At 44.5% G+C, this 23,703-nt stretch carries 28 protein-coding genes and 1 other annotated feature; of the genes, 10 read left to right on the plus strand and 18 right to left on the minus strand.

What is annotated here, in order from left to right:
* Positions 1-87: 87 nt before the first annotated feature.
* The 3 genes from AD710_RS02310 to AD710_RS02315 all read right to left on the minus strand — a co-directional run bounded on the left by AD710_RS02310 (position 88) and on the right by AD710_RS02315 (position 1,644).
* A complete protein-coding gene (locus AD710_RS02310; protein WP_049627177.1) occupies positions 88-606 on the minus strand; it encodes a hypothetical protein in 519 nt (172 codons plus the stop codon).
* A gap of 132 nt (positions 607-738) precedes the next feature.
* A complete protein-coding gene (locus tag AD710_RS18855) occupies positions 739-927 on the minus strand; it encodes a hypothetical protein (protein WP_082197854.1) in 189 nt (62 codons plus the stop codon).
* Between the two features lie 216 nt (positions 928-1,143).
* A complete protein-coding gene (locus tag AD710_RS02315; protein ID WP_049627178.1) occupies positions 1,144-1,644 on the minus strand; it encodes a DUF4944 domain-containing protein in 501 nt (166 codons plus the stop codon).
* A gap of 85 nt (positions 1,645-1,729) precedes the next feature.
* Here AD710_RS02315 and AD710_RS02320 point away from each other — a divergent pair, with 85 nt between their 5' ends.
* A complete protein-coding gene (locus AD710_RS02320) occupies positions 1,730-2,779 on the plus strand; it encodes an amidase domain-containing protein (RefSeq protein WP_049627179.1) in 1,050 nt (349 codons plus the stop codon).
* 567 nt (positions 2,780-3,346) lie between these two features.
* Here the strand turns inward: AD710_RS02320 and hmpA are convergent.
* The gene (gene hmpA / locus AD710_RS02325) at positions 3,347-4,537 is read right to left on the minus strand and encodes an NO-inducible flavohemoprotein (protein ID WP_049627180.1); all 1,191 of its coding nucleotides are present in this window, start codon (positions 4,535-4,537) and stop codon (positions 3,347-3,349) included.
* Between the two features lie 231 nt (positions 4,538-4,768).
* Between hmpA and AD710_RS19745 the strand changes: the two genes are divergently transcribed.
* The 3 genes from AD710_RS19745 (at position 4,769) to AD710_RS20165 (ending at position 5,907) form a co-directional block, all read left to right on the plus strand.
* Entirely contained in the window at positions 4,769-4,942 is a 174-nt protein-coding gene (locus AD710_RS19745; protein ID WP_016938565.1) for a hypothetical protein, read from the plus strand.
* A 180-nt stretch (positions 4,943-5,122) separates the two neighbouring features.
* Positions 5,123-5,632 (plus strand): type 1 glutamine amidotransferase domain-containing protein, encoded by a 510-nt coding sequence (locus tag AD710_RS02330; RefSeq protein WP_016938563.1) that lies wholly within the window; start codon positions 5,123-5,125, stop codon positions 5,630-5,632.
* Between the two features lie 146 nt (positions 5,633-5,778).
* Positions 5,779-5,907, plus strand: coding sequence for a hypothetical protein (locus AD710_RS20165; protein WP_269430475.1), 129 nt, complete (start codon positions 5,779-5,781; stop codon positions 5,905-5,907).
* A 15-nt stretch (positions 5,908-5,922) separates the two neighbouring features.
* Here the strand turns inward: AD710_RS20165 and AD710_RS02335 are convergent, their stop codons facing one another.
* The 3 genes from AD710_RS02335 to AD710_RS02345 all read right to left on the minus strand — a co-directional run bounded on the left by AD710_RS02335 (position 5,923) and on the right by AD710_RS02345 (position 8,322).
* Positions 5,923-6,678, minus strand: a complete 756-nt coding sequence (locus tag AD710_RS02335; protein WP_016938561.1) for an SGNH/GDSL hydrolase family protein — start codon at positions 6,676-6,678, stop codon at positions 5,923-5,925.
* 168 nt (positions 6,679-6,846) lie between these two features.
* Complete coding sequence (locus AD710_RS19465) at positions 6,847-7,293, minus strand: CotG/ExsB N-terminal domain-containing protein (RefSeq protein ID WP_049627181.1); 447 nt, start codon at positions 7,291-7,293, stop codon at positions 6,847-6,849.
* A gap of 159 nt (positions 7,294-7,452) precedes the next feature.
* Positions 7,453-8,322 carry a cation diffusion facilitator family transporter gene (locus tag AD710_RS02345; RefSeq protein ID WP_049627182.1) on the minus strand — a complete coding sequence of 290 codons (870 nt, stop codon included), beginning with the start codon at positions 8,320-8,322 and terminating at the stop codon, positions 7,453-7,455.
* A gap of 222 nt (positions 8,323-8,544) precedes the next feature.
* Between AD710_RS02345 and AD710_RS02350 the strand changes: the two genes are divergently transcribed.
* The 3 genes from AD710_RS02350 (at position 8,545) to AD710_RS02360 (ending at position 10,474) form a co-directional block, all read left to right on the plus strand.
* On the plus strand, positions 8,545-9,351 hold the full coding sequence (locus AD710_RS02350) for a TrmB family transcriptional regulator (protein WP_049627183.1): 807 nt from the start codon (positions 8,545-8,547) through the stop codon (positions 9,349-9,351).
* A gap of 71 nt (positions 9,352-9,422) precedes the next feature.
* A complete protein-coding gene (locus tag AD710_RS02355; protein WP_016938557.1) occupies positions 9,423-10,154 on the plus strand; it encodes an AzlC family ABC transporter permease in 732 nt (243 codons plus the stop codon).
* Positions 10,151-10,474 (plus strand): AzlD domain-containing protein, encoded by a 324-nt coding sequence (locus tag AD710_RS02360; protein WP_016938556.1) that lies wholly within the window; start codon positions 10,151-10,153, stop codon positions 10,472-10,474. The genes AD710_RS02355 and AD710_RS02360 overlap by 4 nt, the downstream gene beginning before the upstream one ends.
* Positions 10,475-10,515: 41 nt before the next feature.
* Here the strand turns inward: AD710_RS02360 and sr7p are convergent, their stop codons facing one another.
* The 3 genes from sr7p to acsA form a co-directional block, all read right to left on the minus strand.
* Entirely contained in the window at positions 10,516-10,641 is a 126-nt protein-coding gene (gene sr7p, locus AD710_RS20170) for a small protein SR7P (protein ID WP_269430476.1), read from the minus strand.
* A gap of 119 nt (positions 10,642-10,760) precedes the next feature.
* Positions 10,761-12,026, minus strand: coding sequence for a tyrosine--tRNA ligase (tyrS, locus tag AD710_RS02365; RefSeq protein ID WP_016938554.1), 1,266 nt, complete (start codon positions 12,024-12,026; stop codon positions 10,761-10,763).
* Positions 12,027-12,076: 50 nt separating this feature from the next.
* Positions 12,077-12,309, minus strand: a binding site (T-box leader).
* Between the two features lie 55 nt (positions 12,310-12,364).
* Complete coding sequence (gene acsA, locus AD710_RS02370; protein WP_049627184.1) at positions 12,365-14,083, minus strand: acetate--CoA ligase; 1,719 nt, start codon at positions 14,081-14,083, stop codon at positions 12,365-12,367.
* Between the two features lie 158 nt (positions 14,084-14,241).
* On the opposite strand from acsA, the gene AD710_RS02375 reads away from it, so the two are divergent.
* From AD710_RS02375 to AD710_RS02385, 3 genes are read left to right on the plus strand one after another with little or no spacing between them, the layout of a single operon-like run.
* On the plus strand, positions 14,242-14,874 hold the full coding sequence (locus AD710_RS02375) for a GNAT family N-acetyltransferase (RefSeq protein WP_045926814.1): 633 nt from the start codon (positions 14,242-14,244) through the stop codon (positions 14,872-14,874).
* A 24-nt stretch (positions 14,875-14,898) separates the two neighbouring features.
* Complete coding sequence (locus tag AD710_RS02380; protein WP_049627185.1) at positions 14,899-15,543, plus strand: acetoin utilization AcuB family protein; 645 nt, start codon at positions 14,899-14,901, stop codon at positions 15,541-15,543.
* Positions 15,540-16,706, plus strand: coding sequence for an acetoin utilization protein AcuC (locus AD710_RS02385; protein ID WP_049627186.1), 1,167 nt, complete (start codon positions 15,540-15,542; stop codon positions 16,704-16,706). The genes AD710_RS02380 and AD710_RS02385 overlap by 4 nt, the downstream gene beginning before the upstream one ends.
* Before the next feature lie 11 nt (positions 16,707-16,717).
* Here the strand turns inward: AD710_RS02385 and motS are convergent, their stop codons facing one another.
* The 8 genes from motS to murC all read right to left on the minus strand — a co-directional run bounded on the left by motS (position 16,718) and on the right by murC (position 23,553).
* Complete coding sequence (gene motS / locus AD710_RS02390; RefSeq protein WP_049627187.1) at positions 16,718-17,407, minus strand: flagellar motor protein MotS; 690 nt, start codon at positions 17,405-17,407, stop codon at positions 16,718-16,720.
* Entirely contained in the window at positions 17,397-18,212 is an 816-nt protein-coding gene (gene motP, locus AD710_RS02395; protein WP_049627188.1) for a flagellar motor protein MotP, read from the minus strand. Before motP ends, motS begins: the two co-directional genes overlap by 11 nt.
* Positions 18,213-18,280: 68 nt before the next feature.
* On the minus strand, positions 18,281-19,285 hold the full coding sequence (gene ccpA, locus AD710_RS02400; RefSeq protein ID WP_016938547.1) for a catabolite control protein A: 1,005 nt from the start codon (positions 19,283-19,285) through the stop codon (positions 18,281-18,283).
* 278 nt (positions 19,286-19,563) lie between these two features.
* Positions 19,564-20,640, minus strand: a complete 1,077-nt coding sequence (locus AD710_RS02405; protein ID WP_016938546.1) for a bifunctional 3-deoxy-7-phosphoheptulonate synthase/chorismate mutase — start codon at positions 20,638-20,640, stop codon at positions 19,564-19,566.
* Positions 20,641-20,876: 236 nt separating this feature from the next.
* Complete coding sequence (gene ytxJ / locus AD710_RS02410; protein ID WP_016938545.1) at positions 20,877-21,203, minus strand: bacillithiol system redox-active protein YtxJ; 327 nt, start codon at positions 21,201-21,203, stop codon at positions 20,877-20,879.
* A gap of 25 nt (positions 21,204-21,228) precedes the next feature.
* Positions 21,229-21,642 (minus strand): YtxH domain-containing protein, encoded by a 414-nt coding sequence (locus tag AD710_RS02415; RefSeq protein WP_049627189.1) that lies wholly within the window; start codon positions 21,640-21,642, stop codon positions 21,229-21,231.
* A gap of 32 nt (positions 21,643-21,674) precedes the next feature.
* On the minus strand, positions 21,675-22,097 hold the full coding sequence (locus AD710_RS02420) for a DUF948 domain-containing protein (protein ID WP_016938543.1): 423 nt from the start codon (positions 22,095-22,097) through the stop codon (positions 21,675-21,677).
* Positions 22,098-22,254: 157 nt separating this feature from the next.
* Positions 22,255-23,553 (minus strand): UDP-N-acetylmuramate--L-alanine ligase, encoded by a 1,299-nt coding sequence (gene murC / locus AD710_RS02425; RefSeq protein ID WP_016938542.1) that lies wholly within the window; start codon positions 23,551-23,553, stop codon positions 22,255-22,257.
* Between the last annotated feature and the right edge of the window lie 150 nt (positions 23,554-23,703).

Consider the following 23,703-nt stretch of genomic DNA (forward strand, 5'->3'; position numbering starts at 1 on the left):
AGCAATAGAGAGTTAAAATGGAACCATTTACGTAATTTGTCGAACGATTTACCGGAAGCAGTATACTGAGAATATAAAAAAGCATCTCTATTCAAGATGCTCCTCAATGTGTAACTTTTTAATCCAATGTTGCAATGCATCATATATTTCTCCTGCTACTACTACGCTTTTATCATTCAGTTTGCCATTGTCCTTCAAAATTTTAAAACATTTATAAATTCTAAGTACTTCGGCAACAAACAAAACATCGTTAATTTTATTGAGTGTATGTCTTACTTCATTGTAAGTGTCAAAGCTAAGTTTGGGTTTTATTTCTAAATAAGTTGATACACTTACTTTGTCTTCTGCCCGCTCCCTAATTGATCTAATTTGTTGCGGACTAATCTTTTTTATATTTTCCGTTATTTCCATGTATAGGAATGACTTTATAAATTTCTTGGCTAATTCCTCTTCTTCCTTCTTAACTCTCTCGGCATCCGCATTGGCCTTTTCAATTTGAAGCTTTGCACCTCTCATTGAGCCTAAATAAGCAACACGAGCTGTAATAATTCCGACTAAAATTGTCACCAAGCCGTTTATTATAGCAACTATTATATCTGTGCTCATAATATCATCTCCTCTCTGATATTATCGGTAAAAGAGTATGATAATGGAACCATTCACGAATTTTGTCGAACGATTTACCGGACGCAGTTTACAGAGAACATAAAAAGCCCTCCCGAAGGAGCGCAATTCAAACTAATAATTATTTTTTAATGTTGCCGTTCCTCTACCGAAATCGTATTTTTCATTACATTGCTTACAGTAACAATCAATCTCGATACTTCTGAAACTAGGAATATTTTCTTTTCCATAAACTACTTGCCCACTTCCACAAGGGCATTTATATTCTTCTCTTATCACATCGCCGATCCCGGCACGTTTCATCCTTTGCCAACCCCATTTCCCCGCCTTTTAGGAAATGAACCCTACGCATTTATATGAGCATTTCTTTGCCGCTTTCGGAAAACAAAAAACGGACACCAATCAGAGCACAGTAAATCTGTACAATGATCAGTGTCCGCAGGCTTTCCGTCTTGGACTTATTTAATTAAATCTTCTCCCAGTTCAGATTAAGAACTGGTTAGAATAAACTCAATAAATTTAGTGATTAAATATAGTTTTCTTTGAAAGAACGAACTTTTCCGTACTGAATGATTGGTTATCTTGTTTCCATTTCACTTGAACCGTTATCTTAGATCCTTTTAGATCAGATTCTTCTAAGCGTTCTAAAAATGAAAATGATTTTTCTTTAGCTGATCCATCGCTAGAGGTACCACCTGAATAATCTTTCAAAGGGATATCGCTGTTAAAATCTGAAGAATCAAGAAGTGTTTTATTACCTTTCATTATTGTTATGGATTCTATATAAGTTTTATCAGTTTTATCTTTATCGCCAATCCAAAGGATCTCCCCACTGAACTCCTTTGGAGCATCTTCATTCTTTTTAAAGACTACCTCCCAGTTATGATCCTTACTTTTACCCTCCCAGTTAGGATATTCGAGATTGTAATGGTTATAGATTTTTAATGAAAAAAACACTAGGAAAATGATCACCAAAGCAGAAACTGTAAATAAAACGGGCCTTTTATACTCGTTCTTCATAAACAACCTCCAAAAAATGTATTGATTTTCCCTTTAAAAGTAATTACTATATAATAGTACCATAAATACAAAAAAGGAGAAACAAATGAAAAAAGTTGCATTGAGTCTTTTAGTAACATCAGTTTTGAGTTTTACTTTTCTTAATAATGCCCAAGCAGTTAAAGCTACAAATGAGAATTTAACAGTTAAGCAAGGGGAAACCGAAGTACAAAAGTACTTAAAATCACAACATTTGAATTATAACATTAATTCTCAGGATTACATTAATTTTCTTCAAAGAATTAATGAAAAAGCTGATGAAATAACAAAATCAGGCTACAATTTTTCTTTAATGGAAGTCTACTCTGATACTTACTTAGAGGAATTGGCTAAATACGCTGCCAAGGAAGAAAAAAAGGATGAGAATGGTGAAGTAGATCTTGAAAACTTTGACCTTTCTAAAAAAGTGGAAAATGAAACTGTTAAACAAGTACAACAAGAGAATATAAAAAAAGACAAGCAAGCTGAAGAAAAAGTTGAAGAAATCAAAGAGGAATCAGAACAAATTCCTATTGACTACATTGCGAGTACCAACTCCAATTCATTTTTGGTTTCACTCTTAAGCTCTAGCTATAATAGATCAGCGGCCAAAAAATATATGGTTAATAATTGGAATAAGAAGACGAGTAAATATGGATACTATGGGGAAAGTAGTGGTGGAGGAGATTGTACCAACTATGCTTCACAAGTAGTTTTAGCTGGTGGTATGCCTATGAATACCACAGGATTCAGTTTTAATCGGGGTCACCATAAAACAACTAAAGGTTGGTACAATCAATCAGTACCTAAAAGCTCAGCTAGAACGTATTCAACTTCATGGACTGTGGTTTCAGATTTCTATTCATATTGGGCAGGAACTAAAAAACACAAAGTCTACAATTTAACGAGCCCCAAGGCTGTTTCCAAATATGTGAAAACAGGTGACGTTATTCAAATGTATTCTAAGTCATCAAAAAAGTGGAAGCATACAGCAGTTATCTATGATGTATATAAAGGATATCCAAGATACTCTGCACATTCAAGTGCACACTTGTATGCACATTTAGAGTTAGACTGGAAACCAAAGTATTATAAATATAGAGTTATCAAATTCTAATCCTAACAAAAATTGAACTAGTTGCTGATGTACGACTGGTTCTTTTTGTAAAAAAACAAATTAGAGATGAATTATTGAATACTATCTATTATGATGTAAAAAGAAGAATATTCTGTGTATAAGTGTTCTTTTTGGTGCTTTCTACCCAGTCTGTTTAAATGAAATTTAACGGATAGTATGCTGCAATCCAAATTAATTATCATTCGTATAGTACTTGCCATTGGCGAGATAGTGATTTTATATTACGGTATCACGAAGAAATAGAGAAAGTAGGGACTCATCCTGCTTTCCCTATTTCTTCTATTGCATACTGCACATGGCTTTTTTTCTGCTGATAAGACGCTCCCTATTTTCACGCTATTTCCTCCTCAGCGCCAACAGGCTTTCCGTCTTGGACTTATATTCAATAAGACAATTCACCTCCATCCCATTTAATGCGGGTGACCTTACCCTGATTTGTATCTTTGTTTCCCTGTCTGTGGGCAGCGGAACCTTCCTTGCAAGAGAATAAAAAAAGCACCCAATCCGGGTGCTTCATACATTAAAATCATCGTCTTCCTTCTTCAATCACACCATACTCAGCTGCGGTTCGAATAATTCATAGTGAATCGATTCCGGCGGTGCATTGAATTCGGAAATCAGCTTTTTCATTTCTTTAATGAACGACGGTGATCCGCACAGGTAAAAATCAGCATCTTTATCTGTCATCACTTCTTCTAACAGCTGTTTGTCAATCCGGCCTTCCCGAAAACGAATGTTTTCTGAACGGTCTTGTTCGGACGGCTCACTGTAAATAAAGACGGTGTCAACAGATGAGTGTTCCGCGGCTTCTTCAGCTTCATGCCGCAGCGCATGATACTCGCCGCTCCTTGCCGCATGGATAAAGAGAACGTTTCGCTGCGGCTGGGCTTTGGCAACCGTCTTTAACATGCTGATCATCGGGGTAATTCCGACACCGGCACTGATGAGAACAAGATTCTTTTTGGAAGCAGGGTCTAATACGAAGTCACCGGCCGGAGCGCTGATCTCAATTGAATCTTTTTCATGTAATTGGTCATGCAGATAAGAGGAAACAACCCCTTCTTTTTTCACGGAAATCCGGTAATAATCCTTACCGGACACATCGGATAGGCTGTACTGGCGGATATGTGTATAACCCGTATCCGGAATGTATACTTTTACACTGATATATTGTCCCGCTTTGAATTCGGGGAGAACTTGTCCGTCTTCCGGTTTTAAATAAAAAGACATGATCTCTTTGCTTTCTTTTACTTTTTTATCAATTTTAAACGCCTTATAGTCTTTCCAGCCGCCTTTTTGTGTTTCCGCTTGTTCATACATCTCCTTCTCAATACCGATAAATGCGTCTGCAATGACGCCGTATGCTTTTTCCCATGCCTGAATGACCTCAGGAGAAGCTCCGTCTTTTAACACATCCTTTATCGCGATTAACAAGTACTTGCCAACGATTGGGTAATGCTCGGGCTTAACTCCGATACTCCGGTGTTTTTGGCTGATTTGTTTCACGACGGGAACGATGTTTTCCAAGCGGTCAATATTGGCGGCGGCCGCGATCACAGCATTCGACAAAGCTGTACGCTGGGTTTTTTTCTTTTGATTCGTCTGATTAAAGACATTCAGCAGCTCAGGGTGATGCTGAAACAGCAGGTCATAAAATCGTCCTGTGATTTCTTCACCATGCTCTTTTAAGACCGGCACTGTGCTTTTAACGATTTCAATTGTTTTTTCATCGAGCATTCAGAAATCCCTCCAAAGATGTCAGCATCTCGTTGAACTGAGAAAAGAATGATGTTGAATTCTTTTTTATAAATTTCCCTGATTAAAAAGCGTTAACCATCCCAATTTGAAGCGAATTCAGGAAAAACCATACAGATACTATCCGCCCCTTATGGCAAACTTCAAAATGTGGACTTGCCGTGGTGTACTTGTCCGTTGTCAGCATTTAATAAAGTACGGGAGGTGAGATGAATGGGTAAAAAATCGAAAGTATATTACTGTGACCCTAAGTATATTGTGACTGACACGTATACTGACAAAGAAGTGGTTTACGTATATCAGAAAGAAACAATTCATGAGGTTATTGATCCGGGCGATCCCGGGAAATGCGGATGTAAAAAGCATAAAAAAAGACACAAAAAGTAATTGGTTCGATTTCTTGCCTTATCTCAAGTTAAACACGCAAGTTTCAGCAGACCTCCGTACATTTTTGGCTTCTCTTTTTCAGAGGGGTCTTTTTTATGCTTTATCTCCAAGCAAATACGTTGAGAGAGCGCGATTTGCCTGATATCCTTGTCATATACAAACTACACAGGAGGCATGATGATGAGCAAAAAAATCGCAGTTCTGATAACAGACCAATTCGAGGATATTGAATATACAAGCCCGGCAGAAGCATTTAAAAAAGCAGGCCACAGTGTGGTGACCATAGATTTGGAAGCAGGAAAAGAAGTGACCGGCAAGCACGGTGAAAAAGTAAAGATCGATCAAGCGATCTCAGACGCAGACGCCGTTGAATTCGATGCGTTATTAATTCCTGGAGGCTTTTCACCGGATCTGCTTCGCGGAGATGACCGCCCGGGTGAATTTACTAAAGCATTCGTGGAAAATCAGAAACCCGTTTTTGCGATCTGCCACGGCCCGCAGCTGCTGATTGATACCGACCTTCTGAAAGGAAAAGATATCACGGGATACCGCAGCATCCGCAAAGACTTAATCAATGCCGGCGCAAATTATAAAGATGAAGAAGTCGTTGTCAGCCATAACATTGTAACAAGCAGAACACCTGACGATTTGGAAGCCTTTAATCGCGAATCATTGAATCTGCTGAAATAAGCGAATAAAAATGCACAGACCAGTTCAGTCTGTGCATTTTTTTATGGATTTATAAAGAAACACCAATAGTTAGACCTATTCTCTCCCTCATCCATAATAAGTAAAATAAAGAGTGGGTTTTTCAACACTCGACGGGAGGTTCGCTTATGTGGATAATCATTTTTCTGCTTATCATTTTAAACGGTTTTACCGGAAATATCGTCTCGCTTTTAAGAGCGCAACGGCGTGCAACTCAAAGAATGATTAAGCTTTTAGAAGAGAAAAGCCGAAAATAACCTTTCAGTGCTGTTTCATCCGTAGTAATAATAAAAATTTCGGCAGATTTCCTGAAAGATAATTTGATGCCCTGTCTCGTTCGGATGAAGGCCTTCTGACATGCACATTTTACGGAAAGCGGGATTATACGGGTCGATGAGATCTGTATCAAATAGGTCGGCATACGGTACAGAAAGCAGGGTGCAGGCTTCTTTCTGGGCTTTCACATAGTCAGCCAGCTTCAAACCCAGTTTATTTTTATCAGTATCACGGCGGACGATTTTTCCGTTTGACATTTTCGCCTGTTTCGTCGGGGTCACTGCAATGATGCTCGCGCCTTTATTTCTGTTGCGGAGCTGCTGAATGACTTGGCAGAAACCTCCGTAAAATGAAGTGATATCTTTTTCATCTGTGCCGATGGGGATGTGGCCGCACCAATCATCATCTGTTCCCTGCACGATAATGACATCTTGTCCCGACGTTTTAAGCGATTGCTGATAAATGTTATCGTTTCCGTTGTTACTCATATTGACGCCGCTGACAGACAGATTGGTGATTTCGGCGTTTGTCCGGTCTTTCAGAATGTCACCAAAGCTGTATTTCGCACGCAGCCCCCGGGCGACGCTGTCACCTAAGATCGCGATTTTCGAAGCCTTCCGCAGCCTGCTTATGCTGATGAAGTCAACGCTGATATGCCCGCTGTCCGTAATATGCAAAAGCTTGCTGCTGATATCCTGCGAATAGATTGTTTCTCCTTCAGAGTCTTGATACATTTCCTCATTCAGCTTCATTCGGCGTCATCCCTTCCTGTTTTATCCTTCGGCATGTTGTTCAAAAATCAAAAACGGACACGAACAAACAGCGTCATGTTGTCAGTTCAGTGTCCGCAGGTGATACTGGAGTTTTTATCCAGTCCCTTTATTGCCATTATAGCAGATCATATATCATCGTTTCTACAGTCAGCATTTAAAACAGCGTTTGCGGGAAGAGCGTCGTTTCTGATGGGACCGTCTTGTGCGATGTGTCCGTTTTTTGCTGCGTGAACGATGTGTCCGGTGCGTCCGTTTTTGGCTGCGTGAACGGTGTGTCCGGTGTGTCCGTTTTCTGCTGCGCGAACGGTGTGTCCGGTGTGTCCGTTTTCTGCTGCGCGAACGGTGTGTCCGGTGCGTCCGTTTTCTGCTGCGCGAACGGTGTGTCCGGTGCGTCCGTTTTTGGCTGCGTGAACGATGTGTCCGGTGTGTCCGTTTTTTGCTGCGTGAACGGTGTGTCCGGTGCGTCCGTTTTTGGCTGCGTGAACGGCGCTTGCTTTTTCTGGAAACCGGTTCTTGGTGCAAATACTCCCCTAACCCTTCTCTATGAGCAACGGCGACTCCATGTTCAATTTCTTTAACAGAAATAGCGTTCAATCGTATTCACCTCCCTTTTTCTTTACACCATAACGTATGAAATGAAAGTCTCTCTTGTATAAGCTTCTCTCTCAATCCGTGATAGAAATAGTCATTTACATAACAAAAAGACCCGTGTAAACGGGCCTCTCTGTTAAAACGCAAAATACAAGAACAGATTTATTTCTTCCTTTCACTCTCCGGCTCGGGATGAATCATCACTTGTGCTTGTTTAAATTCATCCGTAATATCCCTTTCAATGCGGTCACACAAGTCGTGCACGTCTTTAATCGTCACGTGAGACGCCACGACCATGTGAAAATCAATATACTCCTGCGGGCCGGACCGCCTTGTGCGAAAATCGTGAATTTCAATAAATTCGTGATGGAATGTTTCGATAATCTCTAAAATTGTTTTTTCTTCCTCCTCTGACAAACGGGTGTCAATCAGCGGCGGAAATGCTTCTTTCATTAATTTAAACGCTTCATATATGATATACACCGCCAGCACCATACCTATAATCGGATCAAGTATGTACCACTTCGTTAATGTAACGACCAAAAGGCTTGCCGCTACGCCTAATGATGTGTACACGTCAGTCAGTAAGTGCAGGGCATTTGATTTCATTGCCACGGAATTAACCTTTACAGCTTCTCTTTTTACTAATTTCGAGACGATCAAATTAATAAGAGCTCCCGCAAGCATCACAACGATTCCCAATACCGGCAGATGAACAGGCTCCGGGTTTACCAGTTTTTGAACGCATTCATATATCATCCAAATCCCCGCCGCAAAAATCAGCATTGTTTCGATCGTTCCGGACAGATTCTCGACCTTTCCATGGCCGTACGGATGCCCTGTATCAGCCGGCTTTTTTGAAATCCTGACGGAAATAAACGCGATGAAAGCGGCGATCAGATCTAAAAAAGAATGAATGGCTTCGGAAAGTATTGCGACAGACCCGGTTACCATGCCTACCGCTATTTTGAGCATGACGACCAGAGAATTGCTTATCACTGATAAAAAAGCGATTTTAGAGGTGTTTTCCACCGTGATCCTCCTCTTTTTGACTTCATGAATTTATCGTATCAAATGGCATCCGTGTGGGTCTACGGCAACGTTTTTCACAAGAGCCATACAAGTAACTCACCCCAAAATAAGTTGGAAAGCGACAACACAAGCGAATTGTTCTTTCAGCACTCAAGTCCCATTGACAACATACAACCGCTTACATTATAGTAGTTTCATGAATAACCACTATGGAGGATGTTTATGGAGGATGTTCTGAAAGAACTGCAGAAATTCGGATTTTCTCAATACGAATGCAAAGCATATATCGGATTGTTGAAACACTCGCCTGTTACCGGATATGAAATCAGTAAAAGGTCAGGCGTCCCCCGCTCAATGATCTATGAAGTATTGGGAAAATTAGTTGATAAAGGCGCTGTCTATATTGTGCCGTCTGATCCGGTTACATATGCCCCGCTTGCCGGAAAGGAATTAATCGATCGGCTGCGGCATGACTTCGAGAGCTCCTTCGGCTATCTTGAAGAGAAATTATTGGCGCTTGAAAGCGAGCAGGAGATGAATGTCATCCGCCGCATCAGCACAAATGATCATGTCATCAATGAATTGAAGGATATGATTGAAAAAGCCGAGGAAGAGTTATGGCTGTCTGTCTGGGAACAGCAGATTCCCTTTATTCAAGAGGCCGTTAACAAACGCGCCGCCGAAAAATTACCCGTCTTTTCGATTGTGTTCGGCCCTCCGGAAGTGAAGCTCGGAAATACGACACATCATAATATGTCTCCTGAAGTGGCGGAAAAACGCATGGGCGGAAGATTAACGATAGCAGCACGGGATAATAAAGAAGTCTTAATCGCCAATTTTTCCCCGCAGACGAATGCCTGGGCCATTAAAACAGAAGATCCCGCTCTCGTTCTCGTGGCCATGGAATATATGAGGCATGACCTGATGTTTGCGGAGCTTGTGAAAGAAGTCGGAGCTGAAAAAGTTGAAGGTCTGATGAAACAAAACCATGCGTTATTTCATGTCGTCACCGGAAATCGTTTCATTTAAATGTGAGCCGTATTTTCTTTGATTTTTTCATTAGTCGTTATCATTATAATCTCTAAGGAAGGAGTATAAAAATGATTCAGACAGAAGTGCAAAAAACAGCCGTTTCCCGGGAAATGAACGATACGTTTTTACAGGGGGTGCGGGATTGTGTGCCTACACTGCTGGGCTATATGAGTGTCGGTTTTGCTTTTGGCATTGTTGGCGTTGCCTCACACCTCAGTATTCTTGAAATTTGTTTGTTATCCTTATTGGTCTATGCCGGCGCCGCCCAATTTATTATTTGCTCACTTCTTGTTTCCGGGAGTCCGATTTCTGCCATTATTTTAACGACGTTCATCGTCAATCTGCGGCACCTGCTCCTGAGCCTGACCATCGCGCCTTATTTCACAAAATACTCTTTGGTGAAGAATATCGGCTTCGGTGCTTTGCTTACTGACGAATCTTTCGGGGTAGCAGTGAACAAGGCGGTTCAGAACGGCAGGCTGTACGATAAGTGGATGAATGGCCTCAATATAACCGCCTATGCGTGCTGGGTTATTTCTTGTGTGATGGGCGGGCTTCTCGGACAATGGATATCTGATCCTTACGCCCTCGGTCTGGACTTTGCTTTGCCCGCTATGTTTGCGGCGCTTTTAGTGCTGCAATTGCAGTCGTCCGCATCGGAAAAGCTGAAACACAGCCTCTCCCTTATTCTCTATATGATCATTTTTATGATCTTGTTATCGTATTTCGTCCCGTCACACATCGCGGTCATCGTCTCAACCGTAATTGTGGCAACAATCGGGGTGGTGACGGACAAATGAGCATCAGCACGCAAATGATCTGGATTATACTCGGCTGCATGATTGTTACGCTTGTGCCGCGCATTGTTCCTTTTATATTTGTCCGGAACATTCAGATGCCGGAATTGGCTTTAAAGTGGCTCTCCTTTATTCCGCTTTGTATTTTGACCGCCTTGGTAACGGAAAGCATGATCGTAAAAACAAACAGCACTTTGACCTTTGATTGGAAAGCAATGATCGTCCTCATCCCGACATTGCTTTGCGCAATGCGGACGAAAAGCTTATCCATCACGGTTATTACAGGTGTCGTACTGATGGCCGCCGTCAGACTGATATGGTGACAAACAAAAGCCTCCATCCCTTGGGAATGGAGGCTTTTGTTTTATGAGGTCGGATTTTCTTCTTCCGCCTCAGTTTCTTCGGCTTTGACTTCGGCGTTCATGCTTTGCTGCTGTTCCCAATGATCCAGCTGCAATCTTTCTTTCGCAATGGTAAACATGAAATTCATGGCGCAGCGCCCCTTCCCTGTTTTGCTTATACTACGTACTGTACTCATTTCCCGGTGCAGTATTCGCAAAACATAAAAAAGCAGCCTGCCGCATTGAGCGGCCGGACTGCTCTTTATTTTCAGTATGTGATCAGGAAGTATTTTTTCTTTCCGCGGCGCAGTACGGTAAATTGATCTTCGATGCGGTCTTCCGCCGTCAGCAGATGACCGATATCCGTCTGGCGCTCTCCGTTAATGTAAACAGCCCCGTTTTGAATGTCTTCGCGGGCCTGCCGTTTTGAAGGCGACAACTTAGATTCCACAAGCACGTCTACTAAAGACAGTTCTTCAGAGCGGTCTTTTTCAAGTGAAGGCACGTCTTTAAAACCTACCTTGACGTCTTGAGCGGAAAGCTCTTTAATATTGCCGCTGAACAGCGCCTGAGAAATATGAACGGCCTGCTCAAACGCTTCACGGCCGTGTACAAGTACAGTCACTTCTTCAGCAAGGCGTTTCTGCGCTTCCCTTTTCTCTGGAGCCGTCTCCGCTTTTTCAGCATAAGCTTCAATTTCCTCTTTTGATAAGAAAGTAAAGTATTTTAAATATTTGACGACGTCACGGTCATCTGTATTGATCCAGAATTGGTAGAATTCATACGGCGATGTCTTTTCTTTATCAAGCCAAATCGCGCCGCCTTCTGTTTTGCCGAATTTCGTGCCGTCAGCTTTTGTGACGAGCGGAATGGTAAGGCCGAACGCTTTCGCCCCTTCTTCTTCCGATTTTCTGATCAGTTCAAGACCTGCCGTGATGTTGCCCCACTGGTCACTGCCTCCGATTTGGAGTTTGCAGTTCTTTTCTCTGTACAGATTCAGAAAATCGTAGGATTGCAGGATCATGTAGCTGAATTCCGTGTAAGAAATTCCGGTTTCAATTCTTGAGCTTACAGTATCTTTCGCAAGCATGTAGTTGATTCCGAAGTTCTTTCCGACGTCGCGGAGAAAATCAATGATGCTCATTTTTCCGATCCAGTCAAAGTTATTCGCTATGACAGCTGGGTTTTCTCCTGCATCGAAATCTAAAAATCGGGAAAGCTGGTTTTTAATTTTTTGCGACCATTCGACAACGATATCCTGAGTATTTAACGTGCGCTCTGCTTTTTTACCGCTCGGATCGCCGATCAGCCCCGTCGCTCCGCCTACAAGCGCAATCGGATGGTGGCCTGCAAGCTGGAAACGGCGCAGTGTCAATATCGGTAGAAGGTGTCCGATGTGCAGGCTGTCCGCCGTCGGGTCGAAACCTGAGTATAAACGGATTTTTTCTTCGTTCAGCTGTTTATTCAGTCCTTCCTCATCCGTCATTTGCTGGATTAAGCCGCGGAAGGATAAATCTTCCAATAAGTTAGTCATTTTGTCTGCTCCTTTTTTTATGGAAATAAAAAACGCCCCTTCGTTTAAAACGAAGGGACGATATAATCGCGGTACCACCCTACTAATAAAAGCATAAAAAAGCTTTTATCACTCTTTTTGATAACGGACCGTGTCCGTTCTTCCACTACTGAAAGCCTTGGAAGGGCTTTGTTCGCAAAAGCGGTTCATGAGTGTATTCGGCATATCTTATGTGCTGATTTTCACCGGCCATCAGCTCTCTGGAACAATCAGATATCCTACTTGTCTCAATCAAAACCTTTTCGTATGAAGCTTACTCATTTTTAACATAAATAAGATGTGATGTCAACGCCGTCTCTTTAATCTTCCATTGTGGACAGGTCGCCTGCCGGCAGGTTCAGCTCCCACGCCTTCAGCACACGCCTCATGATTTTTCCGCTCCGTGTTTTTGGAAGTTTATCTTTGAATTCAATTTCCCGCGGTGCGGCATGGGCAGCCAGCCCTTGTTTTACAAAAAGACGAATGTCCTCCTTCAGCTGATCGGATGGCTCATGCCCTTCTCTGAGCGCGATAAATGCTTTAATAATTTCCCCCCGGACAGGATCCGGCTTTCCGATGACACCGGCTTCGGCAATTGCCGGATGTTCAACAAGTTTGCTTTCGACTTCAAACGGGCCGACGCGCTCGCCGGATGTCATAATGACGTCATCGACTCTGCCTTGGAACCAAAAATAACCGTCTTCATCCATATAAGCTGAATCTCCGGAAACATACCAGCCGCCCGGCATGAAATAAGATTCATATTTTTCTTTGTTATTCCAAATGGAATCCATCATGGACGGCCAGCCCTTTTTAATGGCGAGGTTCCCCATTCGGTACGGCGGAAGCTCATTCCCTTGGTTGTCAACGATCGCCGCTTCCACTCCCGGAATCGGTTTCCCCATTGAACCCGGCTTGATCTCCATGCACGGATAATTGCAGATAAGCTGTCCGCCTGTTTCCGTCATCCACCACGTATCATGGATGCGCTTGCCGAACACTTTATGTCCCCACTTAATAACCTCCGGGTTTAAAGGTTCTCCGACACTCAGGACGTGACGAAGTGAAGTAAGATCAAATTTGGACGCCATTTCATCTCCGGCGCCCATAAGCATTCTGAAAGCGGTCGGAGCGCTGTACCAGACGCTCACACCGAGCTTTTCAATCGTGCCGTACCAGTTTTCCGGACTAAATCTGCCCCCGACGATCACATTCGCCGCTCCGTTCAGCCACGGCGCAAAAATCCCGTACACCGTCCCGGTCACCCAGCCCGGGTCCGCCGTGCACCAATATATATCGTCCTCTTTAAGATCTAGCACCCACTTGCCGGTCTGGTATTGCTGAATCATGGCTTCATGAACGTGAAGCACGCCTTTAGGTGTTCCTGTTGACCCTGATGTATAGTGAAGCAGGTAGCCGTCTCTTCTGTCCATCCATTCAATATCAAGTCTCGTGCTTGCTCCTTCAGCCGCTTTATCATAATGAATGATTTTATCTCCGGCTTCTTTGCTGCCGCCGACAATGAAGATATGCTCCAGGTCGGGCAGGCTGTCCGCCGGAATCCGTTCAGCCAGTTCAGGTGTTGTCACGACAACCTTGGCCTGGCTGTTCAACAGGCGGTCTTTCACGGCGCCTTCCATAAATGCTTCAAATAAAGGGCCGGCAATCGCACCGATTTTAATTGCGCCGAGCATGATAAAATAAAGCTCCGGCGAACGCGGCATGAAAATGAAAACGCGGTCCCCTTTTTCAACGTTTCCATACCGTCTCAGCACATTTCCCGCCCGATTCGATTCCTCCATCATTTCTTTAAACGTGTATTTTTCTTCCCGGTTTGCGTCCTTGTAATACAGCGCTACTTTGTTTTTGCGAAATGATTCGGCATGACGGTCAATCGCTTCGTACGCGGCATTCAGCTTTCCGGTCTGATGCCAGGAAAACTCCGTCTCGACTTCTTTCCAATCGAAGCTGCGGTATGTTTCCTCATAATTTTGCAGATGATAATTCCCCTTTTCCGCTGGCAACGTTTTCAAATTCATGCAACATCCCCCTTTGCTTATCTATAGACTAATTATAGTAGATGTTCACAGTTTTCTCAATTTTTAAAATATAAATTACCGTACTATTGAAAACGCTTTATATTTTGTTATGCTTAAAGGAGATGTGTTTTTATTAAGAACCGACAGGCGGTGAATCAGTGAAACATCATAAAACGTACCATTCTTCATCTATTCAGACAGCAGCCGGCCCTCTTTTGGTAGAAGGGCCCGTTCCTCCAGAGAACTTAGCACAGTATGAGTTTCATGAAGGCCTGACAGCCTTTCGCCTTCCTCATGAACAGCACAAAGCGTTAGTCGAAATAGCCGGGCTTCCCGAAGGGCGGATCATCATCGCCAGGGACGGAGAGACGATTATCGGCTATGTGACGTATTTATATCCTGATCCGCTTGAACGGTGGTCTGACGGAAATATGGAAGATCTCCTTGAACTCGGGGCGATCGAGGTCGCTCCCGGCTACAGAGGCTGTTCTGTCGGAAAAACTTTGCTGACTGTCAGCATGATGGATGAACAGATGGAACGGTACATCATCATGACGACAGAATATTACTGGCATTGGGATTTAAAAGGGATGAAAAAAGACGTGTGGGAGTACAGAAAGATCATGGAAAAGATGATGAATGCCGGAGGTCTTGTCTGGTTTGCAACGGATGAACCGGAAATCAGCTCTCATCCGGCCAATTGTCTGATGGCCCGCATCGGCAGGCACGTCAGTCAGGAGTCAATTGAACAGTTCGACAGACTTCGTTTTTATCAGCGATTTATGTATTGACTGACATACAAAGGGGATAAAAAGATGATTGCAGAACAAATCATGAAACGGGACGTCATCACCGTCACAAAAAACGACTCCATAGAAACAGCCGTACATAAAATGAAGGCATATCATATCCGCCATCTCCCTGTCATCGACGAAGAACTGCACGTTGCCGGCATCGTCACAGACAGAGACATTAAACAGGCGGGCCCAGGCAGCTTTAAACAAGAAGACCGCGTCGCGTTTCTGACAAACAAAGTGGAAACCATTATGAAACGGAATGTCATCTGCGCCCATCCGCTTGATTTCGTAGAGGAAATATCGGCTTCTTTCTATGAGCATGGCATCGGATGTCTGCCGATTACGGTAAATCATAAGCTGACGGGCATTTTAACCAAAACCGATGTACTCCGGACCTTTGTCAGCCTGACAGGCGCAGCCCAGCCGGGATCACAGGTGGAAATTTTGGTGACGGATATGACCAAAAGTCTTGCTGATCTCAGCTGCATGTGCCGCGATCTTCAGCTGCAAATCTTGAGCGTGCTCGTTTACCCCCATGATTCCGCCGGGGCAAATATACTCGTCTTCCGGGTGAAGACGATGAATCCGCTCCCTTTTATCCGCAGCGTTCATGAAGCCGGGTACAATGTCTTGTGGCCGAAACAATTGAGGGATCAGTCATGAGAGACAGCGTTTTTGTTTACTCGCCTTCTTATCAGACGTATCAATTTCACCAGGATCACCCGTTCAATCAGCAGCGCGTGCTTTTGACATACGAGCTGCTTCAGGCGGCGGACGCGTTTGAAGAGGGAGATATCGCCGCTCCGCGCATGGCCTCTAAAGAAGAGCTGGCACTCGTTCATACAGAGGATTACATACAGGCGGTTGAACTAGCGGGGGCGGGCCGGCTCCCTGCCGCAGAAGGAGAAAGCTACGGGCTCGGAACGGAAGACACCCCCGTTTTTGCCGGCATGCATGAAGCCGCGTCGCTTCTGGTGGGCGGCACTTTAACAGCGGCAGATTATGTCATGACGGGACAGGCGAGGCATGCCTGCAATTTAGGAGGGGGCCTTCACCACGGCTTCCGCGGCAGGGCATCGGGCTTTTGTATTTATAATGACAGCGCCGTGGCCATCCAATACATTCAGAAAAACTACGGGGCAAAGGTGTTATACATTGATACCGACGCTCATCACGGCGACGGCGTTCAATTTACGTTTTATGACAGGTCAGATGTCTGCACAGTTTCATTTCACGAAACCGGGCGTTATTTATTTCCCGGGACGGGACAAGTGCTGGAAAAAGGAAGCGGGCAAGGCTACGGCTATTCTTTTAACATTCCGCTGGACGCTTTCACAGAGGACGATTCCTTTCTTCACGCTTACAAAACGGCCGCTTCAGAAATCGCGGCTTTTTTTAAACCGGATGTAATCCTGACCCAGAACGGAGCGGACGCCCATTATTACGACCCATTGACACACCTGTCTACTACCATCTCCATTTATCAGGAAATCCCCCGGCTCGCTCACTCATTAGCCCATCAACATTGCAGCGGCAGATGGATCGCGGTCGGCGGAGGCGGATACGATATTTGGCGAGTGGTTCCTAGAGCATGGAGCCGTATATGGCTTGAGATGAAAGGGATTGATCCCGGGGAGCGCATACCGCAGGAGTGGATTCATAAATGGCAGAAACACTCGCCCTATACCCTGCCCGCGTTTTGGAGTGACCCTGAACAATTATATCCTCCGATTCCCCGAAAAGAAGAAATATCAGAAAAAAACGTCCAAACCGTGGAAAAAGCGCTTTTTGCCATCCGGTCTGAACAGCGGTATAAAACAAAATAAAAAAACGACCCTTACGAGGAGGTCGTTTTTTTTATGACAATTTCCACACGGCGGTTTTCATTCATATGACCGGGGCTTTTGTTGTCCTTCACAGGTTTTGTATCCGCGTATCCGACTGAAATAAACCGTTTGGCGGAAAAGTCTTCTTTCGCGGTAAAATACCGGATCACACTCGCCGCTCTTGCAGACGACAGCTCCCAGTTTGACGGGAATTGATAGGTTGAAATCCGGCGGCTGTCCGTATGGCCTTCCACCTGAATGTCATTCGGAATTGTTTTCAAAAGCACTGCGATCTGATGCAGGACTGGCTCGGCGTTTTTCAGCACATCCGCTTTCCCTGTCTGAAACAGAACGGCCTCCTGCAGCACAAGGACCACTCCGCGCTCATCGCGCTTCGCCGTTAATTTGGAACTCAAATGGTGCGATTTTATGTATGTTTTCACGTTCTGCAGCAGCAAATCCTGTTCTTTATTTTCGTTTGCTTTGTCTGATGACGCCGGCTCACCCCCGCTGCCGTCTGTATGAATCGATGAAACGGCTGATTGAAATTTTTCTGCGTCTATTTGCGACATCGAAAAAAGCAATATAAAGAACACGAGAATGAGCGTGATCAAGTCAGCGAACGTTACCATCCATCTTGGTGAACCGCCGGAATTTTCCGGTTTGTTTCTTCTTTCAAAACGCTCTCTTCTAAGCTTCATGGACAGCGCCCTTTTTCTTGTTCACTGGCTGCTCTTTACGCCAGTCTTCTCTTGAGCTGAAAACGACGAGCTGACTTTCGAGGTTGCGGGGATTTTTTCCCGATTGGATGCCGACAACCCCTTCGATCATAACCTGTTTGATGAAAATTTCACTTTCCGTTTTTTCTTCAAGCTTTGCCGCGATAGGGATAAACACGAGATTGGCAAGCAGCGCGCCGTACAGCGTCGTCAATAGCGCAACAGCCATGTTCGGCCCGAGGGTATGCGGGTCATTTAAATTTTTAAGCATGAGCACGAGTCCGACAAGCGTCCCGATCATTCCCCAGGCGGGCGCGAAATCACCGGCTTTTTCAAAAACGCGTCTTCCTTTTCTGTGGCGTTCTTCCATCGCGGCGATCTCAGAATCCATCACCAGCCGGATCGTTTCTTCGTCCCAGCCGTCAATCGCAAGCAAAAGCCCTTTTTTCAAAAACGGATCCTTGATCTCGCGCGCCCGGTCCTCCAGAGACAGCAGCCCCTGTCTTCGCGCCTGCTCCGCAAGGCTGACAAATACTCTGACAAGGTCCTTCACATTGTCATCCTGACGGGAAAATACCTGTTTTAAAACAGAAGGGGTTTTCTTTAAATCGCGAGGCGGAAAGCTGATAAAGACCGCCGCGGCAAGGCCGCCTGTGACGATTAAAAAAGAAGTCAGATCTAAAAATGAACTGATTCCCGCAAGTCCCGTTCCTGAGAGAATTCCGATTGCGACAATAATACATCCTAACATAAATCCAACGGGTGTCAGATAATCAAAACGTTTCATATCTTCTCCTTACTCAAGTAAAAAAGCAAGATTCCACTCCTCAGAGTGAAGCTTGCTTTTCCGTTTTTTTATGACTTTGTTGATTGTCTTAATTCGATGCGGTGAGGCAGCTCAACGATATGCTCTTCAACCGGCTCTTTGTTCATCAGTTTTGTCAAAAGCCTCATCGCCACGGCTCCGATATCGTAAGTAGGCTGCACGACTGTGGAAAGCTGAGGGCGGACCATCAGGCTCAATCTCGTATTGTCAAAACCGATAATATCAAGATCGTCAGGAATCGACAGACCTTGATCCTGAGCCGCATGAATAATGCCGAGCGCCATTTCATCCGTTGCAGAAAGGATTGCCGTCGGCTTCCGCTCAAGGCCCATTAAGCTTTGAAGCGCCTCCATTCCGGAATCATAGGTGTAATCGCCTTCCGCTACGAACTGCTCATTAAACGGGATGCCCGCTTCTTCAAGCGCCCGTCTGTACCCTTGCAGTTTTTTCGAGCGGTTGATCGGCTCTGCCATCGGTCCGGAGACAAATGCGATATCGCGATGCCCTTTCTCAATGAAAAGCTTAACGGCATCATAAATCGCCTGTTCATAATCAATGGCGACAGAAGGCGTCTCTGCCTGTTCTTCCACTGATGCCGCCAATACGATCGGCACAGGAGAGCGCTTAAATTCTTCGACATGCTCGTCCGTAATGTTGCCGCCCATAAATACGATACCGTCCACTTGTTTGCCGAGCATCGTGTTTAACAGGTGCAGCTCCTTCTCAAGGTTTTGGTCCGAGTTGCTTAAAATAATATTATATTTGTACATCGTCGCGATATCTTCAATTCCCCGGGCAAGTTCCGAGTAGAAAATGCTTGAGATATCAGGGATGATGACGCCGACCGTTGTCGTTTTTTTGCTTGCCAGTCCTCTTGCCACCGCGTTCGGGCGGTAGCCGAGCCGGTCAATGGCTTCCAATACTTTTTTTCTGGTCGTCGGTTTTACATTCGGATTGCCGTTTACGACGCGGGAAACAGTCGCCATGCTGACATTTGCTTCTCTGGCCACATCGTATATCGTAATGTTGCTCACTGAAACCACTCCTTTTACTGGATACACTTATCCTTATCTATAGCATAAACACTTTATGTAAAGAAATGTCGTGCGTTTTCGCATTCTGTCGTTTATGGTTGTAAGCGTAAGTCAGTAGTGTACATTATTTTTCATTATTCATCAAATTTAAATACTTCTCATGAAATTATACACGTTTTTCCCAGTGATGAAAACGTTCACTTTCATTTTATAATTAAATAAAATGAAGAAACGAAAAAGGGCCGCACGAGGCGGCCCTTAAAGAACGGAACACTTTATTATGCTTTTACTTTAACCATCGGCTTTAATTCGTTCAGCCATTTTTCGAATTCAGGTATATCCATCTGCTGCGCAGAGTCTGAAAGGGCAACGGAAGGATCAGGGTGAACTTCGGCCATCACGCCGTCAGCGCCGATCGCAAGCGCCGCTTTTGCTGTCGGAAGCAGGAGATCGCGGCGGCCTGTTGAATGTGTGACGTCAACAAACACCGGCAAGTGAGTTTCCTGTTTCAAAATCGGCACGGCAGAAATGTCAAGCGTGTTTCTCGTTGCTGTTTCGTACGTTCTGATTCCGCGCTCACAAAGAATGATTTGGTCATTTCCTTGTGACATGATGTATTCAGCTGCATTGATGAATTCTGAAATCGTTGCGGCAAGACCGCGTTTTAACAATACCGGCTTTTTAACCGAACCTGCGGCTTTCAGTAATTCAAAGTTTTGCATGTTACGTGCGCCGATCTGAATGACGTCAATGTAATCAATCGCTTGCTCAATGTGGGCAGGCGTAACGATTTCACTGATCACCGCGAGGTCATATTCATCAGCGACGCGTTTGAGGATCTGCAGGCCTTCTACGCCGAGACCTTGGAAATCATACGGGCTTGTGCGGGGTTTGAACGCACCTCCGCGCAGGATTTTAATGCCTTGTTTTTTCGCAGCGGCCGCTACTTCCGCAACCTGCTCATAGCTTTCTACGGCACAAGGACCGACGATGAATCTCTGATCGCCGTCACCGACTTTTTCGCCTTTAATGTCAACGATCGTATCTTCTGCTTTTTTCTTCCGGGAGACGAGCAACGCTTTGCTGTGATCCTCTTCTTGAAGCTCAAGGCCGGCTTTGAAAATTTCTTTGAAAATATGCTGGATTGTTGAGTTTTCAAACGGGCCGTCATTGCTTTCAATAATGCGGTTAAGCATTGTACGCTCTCTGACGGGGTCAAATCGGTTGACACCCTGTGCTTCTTTTGCTTTACCGATTTCTTTTACAACGGCTCCGCGTTCATTGATTAATTTAAGGATTTGTAAGTTTAGTGCGTCTGCCTGCTGTCTTAGGCTCTCTAATTCCTTGTTGCTCATCTTTTTCATCCCTTCTATGCTATGTTTTATTTTAATGGTTAACATGCATCTTACTACAGTTATGCGAAAATAGGAATATGAAACAATAAATTTTTTCACATTTTACTTTATCACCAAAACGCTTTTAAGCTTTTATGCGTTGAAGTAACGTATATTGTTATCCTACATGATATGGCTGAAATGATCAATAGTTTTTTTCAAAAAAAAAACCGCCGGTATCATCGGCGGTCAGTAAATTATGAAAGGTGCTGCTCTATTGCGTTTTTTGTGATTTGGGAATGAGACGCGTGCCATTTCACTTCGCCGTTTGTAATGACGAATACTTGCGGGCTTTCATGTTTCACGCCGTATGTCTCGGCGATATAGTTTGAAAGCGGCCGGCTGTCCTGCACCTGCAGGTAATAAGAAGGCACTTCTGAATGCTCCGATGCAAAGGCGTCAAACTCCTGAAACGCCGCATGGCTGATCGGGCAGGTTGTGCTGTGTTTCAAAAACACGAACGTGCTTTCTTTCTCAGCGGCATTTTTGAACTCTTCTTCTGACGATATCAGCTGCTTTGTCATGTCTGTTATCTCTCCTTATTGAAGATCAGCGATTTGCCTGACCGGCTTTTTCCCCTGCATCTTCCGCTTCGGTTTTGATGCTTTGGGCCGTGTCCTGCATTTCGCTTCTCGTCTCTTCGGCTTTCTCGGTTAGTGTGCTCTTAGAACGGTCTTTTAAATCCTTCACTTTATTCATAATCTGGCCTGACTGATCAGCTACCAGCTGGGTGATGTTAGATGTTTTGTCCTTGGCGATGCTGACATATTGAGAGCCTTTTTCTTTCGCGTCGGCCGTCATTCTGTCCGTCTTATCCTTCAATGCGGAAGCCTGGCTGCCGAGATCGTCGCGCAGCTCCTTGCCTGATTTAGGCGCCAGAAACAAAGCCGTTGTCGCGCCGATAATTCCCCCGATCAGCGTTCCGATTAAAAAATCCTTACTATTGATTCCATCTTTGCTCATTATGATTCCTCCTTAGTGGATTTTTCTTATGATTAAAGCGATGTTTTTTTCTTTTGCTTCCACTTGTCCCATATTTCCATAGCGGCCTGGCTCCAGGTGACAACCTGACTGATCTTATCCTGGTTCTCTCTGACAGAGGCCGAAACGGAACCGGCTGCCTGCTTTATGGATGTATTAAACTGCTGGACGGAAGTTCCCACTTCCTGCACAGCATGGACAACCGTATTTAATTTCTCTGATTTTTCCTGAATGTCTTCCGCGAGACGGTTTGTCTTATGTAACAGCTCGGTTGTCTCGGCGGTGATGCCCTTCATCTGCCCTTCAAGGCCGTCTAAAGTCGACGCTACGTTTGTTAAGGTCATCTGCACGGACTTTAATGTTTTTGACAGATAAATGACGAGGATGAGAAATGCTACGGCAATGAGTGCGACGCTTAAGTAAAGAATGATAATCATCTAATACCTCCTTATTGCAGGATATAATGGTATATACCCAATTATTAAAATGATAAACATATATGAAAGGGGCTGTATGTATACTATTTCTCCGTTTATCGGTAAATCCCTTTGCAGCACGCGCAAAAAAGCAGTGAGAGCCCCACTGCTTTTTTTGTTACGCTATGACGTTTTCATAGGCCCTCATATATTTTTGAATGTCTCCGGCGCCCATAAAGATCAGCACTGCGTCTTTATGCGCTTTTAACACGGATGTGTCATTCTCTTCAATGAGTTCTGCGTTATCGATTTTTTCCTGCAGATCCGTGATGGTGAGTTTGCCGACGTTCTCGCGGGCAGAGCCGAAAATGTCGCACAGATACACGCGATCGGCCGCGCTCAAGCTTTCTGCAAATTCATCAAGGAATGATTGCGTCCGTGTAAACGTATGCGGCTGGAATACCGCGATGATTTCACGTTCCGGATATTTTTGGCGCGCCGCCTCAATGGTGACTTTAATTTCAGTCGGATGGTGGGCGTAGTCGTCTATCAGCACCTGGCTGCCGATCACTTTTTCATTGAATCTGCGTTTGACGCCGCCGAATGATTCAAGTCCGCGCTTAATCATGTTCACGTCTATCTCTTCATAGTGGCAGAGCGCAATGACCGCTAATGAATTGAGGACATTGTGATGGCCGTATGCCGGGATGTAGAACGTATCGTAAAACGTATTGCGGACAAAGACGTCAAATGTCGTGCCTTCCGTATTTTTCACGATGTTTCTCGCTTGAAAATCGTTTTCTTCTCCCGTGCCGTAATAAACGACAGGCACATTGGCGTGAATTTTCGGCAGATACTCGTCATCACCGCAGGCAATGATGCCTTTGTTGACTTGAAGCGCCATGTTTTGGAAAGCATCAAACACATCGTCAATGTTGGCGAAATAATCAGGGTGGTCAAAATCAATATTCGTCATGATCGCATAATCAGGCTGATAGCTTAAGAAATGACGGCGGTACTCGCAGGCTTCAAATACAAAGTATTCACTGCTTTCATTTCCTCTGCCCGTCCCGTCTCCGATAAGAAACGAAGTCGGCTTCGCCTGCTGCATCACATGTGCCAAGAGACCCGTAGTGGACGTCTTGCCGTGTGCACCCGTAACCGCGACACTTGTATATTTTTTCATATATTCAGCTAAAAATTTATGATATCTGATAACAGGAATTCCTTCAGCGAGCGCCTTTGCGATTTCCGGATGAGAATCAGGGAATGCGTTTCCGGCGATTACCGTTAAGCCCGGTTTGATGTTATCGGGGCTGAACGGATAGATCGGGATATTTCTTTTTTCAAGGGCAGCCTGAGTAAAAATCTGCTTCTCGATATCCGATCCCTGCACCTGATACCCTGTATCATGCAGGATTTGAGCAAGCGGGCTCATACCTGTCCCTTTTATTCCAACAAAATGATAAACAGTCATAATCGTACCTCCAACAAACGTCTATCTGTTCCCCAGTATATGACGCTCATTTCATTTTGCGACCGCCGCGGGCGAAAAGCCCGCACAGCGGCGCTTCCATTTATTTTTACGTTATCGTCAGTATCTGTAACTTTCTTTTTGATTAAACCT

It is taken from the genome of Bacillus sp. JFL15 (assembly GCF_001184225.1).
Classification (GTDB): Bacteria; Bacillota; Bacilli; order Bacillales; family Bacillaceae; genus Bacillus; species Bacillus siamensis.

Excerpts from the sequence above, each read along its gene's own strand:
- AD710_RS02355 (WP_016938557.1), top strand. The coding sequence starts at position 9,423 with ATGATTCAGACAGAAGTGCAAAAAACAGCCGTTTCCCGGGAAATGAAC.
- acsA (WP_049627184.1), bottom strand. The coding sequence starts at position 14,083 with ATGAATTTGAAAACGTTGCCAGCGGAAAAGGGGAATTATCATCTGCAA.
- AD710_RS19745 (WP_016938565.1), top strand. The coding sequence starts at position 4,769 with ATGGGTAAAAAATCGAAAGTATATTACTGTGACCCTAAGTATATTGTG.
- AD710_RS02380 (WP_049627185.1), top strand. The coding sequence starts at position 14,899 with ATGATTGCAGAACAAATCATGAAACGGGACGTCATCACCGTCACAAAA.
- AD710_RS02330 (WP_016938563.1), top strand. The coding sequence starts at position 5,123 with ATGAGCAAAAAAATCGCAGTTCTGATAACAGACCAATTCGAGGATATT.
- AD710_RS02415 (WP_049627189.1), bottom strand. The coding sequence starts at position 21,642 with ATGAGCAAAGATGGAATCAATAGTAAGGATTTTTTAATCGGAACGCTG.
- ytxJ (WP_016938545.1), bottom strand. The coding sequence starts at position 21,203 with ATGACAAAGCAGCTGATATCGTCAGAAGAAGAGTTCAAAAATGCCGCT.
- AD710_RS02320 (WP_049627179.1), top strand. The coding sequence starts at position 1,730 with ATGAAAAAAGTTGCATTGAGTCTTTTAGTAACATCAGTTTTGAGTTTT.
- AD710_RS02360 (WP_016938556.1), top strand. The coding sequence starts at position 10,151 with ATGAGCATCAGCACGCAAATGATCTGGATTATACTCGGCTGCATGATT.
- AD710_RS02350 (WP_049627183.1), top strand. The coding sequence starts at position 8,545 with ATGGAGGATGTTCTGAAAGAACTGCAGAAATTCGGATTTTCTCAATAC.
- tyrS (WP_016938554.1), bottom strand. The coding sequence starts at position 12,026 with ATGACTAACTTATTGGAAGATTTATCCTTCCGCGGCTTAATCCAGCAA.
- AD710_RS02405 (WP_016938546.1), bottom strand. The coding sequence starts at position 20,640 with ATGAGCAACAAGGAATTAGAGAGCCTAAGACAGCAGGCAGACGCACTA.
- sr7p (WP_269430476.1), bottom strand. The coding sequence starts at position 10,641 with ATGAATTTCATGTTTACCATTGCGAAAGAAAGATTGCAGCTGGATCAT.
- AD710_RS02335 (WP_016938561.1), bottom strand. The coding sequence starts at position 6,678 with ATGAAGCTGAATGAGGAAATGTATCAAGACTCTGAAGGAGAAACAATC.
- AD710_RS20165 (WP_269430475.1), top strand. The coding sequence starts at position 5,779 with ATGTGGATAATCATTTTTCTGCTTATCATTTTAAACGGTTTTACCGGA.
- AD710_RS02385 (WP_049627186.1), top strand. The coding sequence starts at position 15,540 with ATGAGAGACAGCGTTTTTGTTTACTCGCCTTCTTATCAGACGTATCAA.
- hmpA (WP_049627180.1), bottom strand. The coding sequence starts at position 4,537 with ATGCTCGATGAAAAAACAATTGAAATCGTTAAAAGCACAGTGCCGGTC.
- murC (WP_016938542.1), bottom strand. The coding sequence starts at position 23,553 with ATGACTGTTTATCATTTTGTTGGAATAAAAGGGACAGGTATGAGCCCG.
- motP (WP_049627188.1), bottom strand. The coding sequence starts at position 18,212 with ATGAAACGTTTTGATTATCTGACACCCGTTGGATTTATGTTAGGATGT.
- AD710_RS02310 (WP_049627177.1), bottom strand. The coding sequence starts at position 606 with ATGAGCACAGATATAATAGTTGCTATAATAAACGGCTTGGTGACAATT.
- AD710_RS18855 (WP_082197854.1), bottom strand. The coding sequence starts at position 927 with ATGAAACGTGCCGGGATCGGCGATGTGATAAGAGAAGAATATAAATGC.
- AD710_RS02420 (WP_016938543.1), bottom strand. The coding sequence starts at position 22,097 with ATGATTATCATTCTTTACTTAAGCGTCGCACTCATTGCCGTAGCATTT.
- AD710_RS02315 (WP_049627178.1), bottom strand. The coding sequence starts at position 1,644 with ATGAAGAACGAGTATAAAAGGCCCGTTTTATTTACAGTTTCTGCTTTG.
- motS (WP_049627187.1), bottom strand. The coding sequence starts at position 17,407 with ATGAAGCTTAGAAGAGAGCGTTTTGAAAGAAGAAACAAACCGGAAAAT.